A 1,061-nucleotide genomic window follows, 5' to 3' on the forward strand; every position below is an offset into this window, starting at 1 on the left:
CCTGATACTATAGAGCCAGCTGCAAGTGATGTAAGCTTGCTGTTCTCTTTATTGTCCCCATGCGTCGCTACAAACGCACCTTTAGTCTTGCCCCATAACAATGCATCGCCTTGAACTGCTTGCGTAATATTACTTAGTTTTTCATCAAACTTTTTGACCTCATTAGACAGATGAGTGTTCACATTCTTGACACTCGTATCAAGACCCGCAAAGGCGCTACCAACATCGTTATGTGAATTAGTCGTTACTGTACCATCGTCAGAAACATTAGAGATTTTATAAGTCGGAGCTGTAAAAACACCCTCTTTAAAGGATGCTTCTCCACCTAAAAACTTAGCTACATCCTCACCGATTTTGTTAACCTGTCCACCCGTGATTGCATCACGTGAATCCTTGGCAATCTGACCATCAGCAACATTATGAAGACCAACAGCTGCCTTATCCTTACCTTTGCCTAAAGTCACACTCGTGTAATCAATGCCGCCATTCTCACCCTCTTTTTTATCGTAATGAACAACAGCTGAATCATCTGACTGAAGACTGTTAGAAAGATCCTTCAAACCTTTATCAAGCTGACCTTTGTTAACAGCTTCATTCACACGCTCTGCTTTCTTAACACCAGAAAGCGTCCGGTCTTCTTTCTTACTGTTGGCAATGTTGATTTCACTACCTTCTACTGCATCTCCAATAGTGAGACGATGCGTTGTTTTGTCTTGCTGAACAAAGCTCTCGCTTTCCACTTTGGTAATCACATTATTAACCTGTTCAGTCAATTTATTCTGAACATTCGTGATAGAACTTCCAACACCTGTAAGTGCATCTGCTACATTCTGATAATTCTTGTCAAAAGAAGTACCATCCTCACCAAACTGCTTGATCTTGAAATCCGGTGCTTTCCATTTGCCCTCTTTATCATATCCAGCACCACCACCAAAATAGGTTGCAAGTTGTTCGTTCAGCGAATAAAGCTGACTACCCGTTACGGCATCTGTTGATTTAGCGCTAATCTCACCATTTGCAAGGAACGTAATTCTACTGTTTTCTTGTGTCCTTACAGCTCT

The 1,061-nt window shown here is 41.6% G+C and carries 1 pseudogene; it reads right to left on the reverse strand.

Annotated elements, in window-relative coordinates:
* Positions 1-1,061: pseudogene (locus tag ACFIL8_RS10820) on the reverse strand (hypothetical protein); the annotation flags it as partial.

Source organism: Bartonella sp. AP57NXGY (assembly GCF_042195805.1).
Taxonomy (GTDB): domain Bacteria; phylum Pseudomonadota; class Alphaproteobacteria; order Rhizobiales; family Rhizobiaceae; genus Bartonella.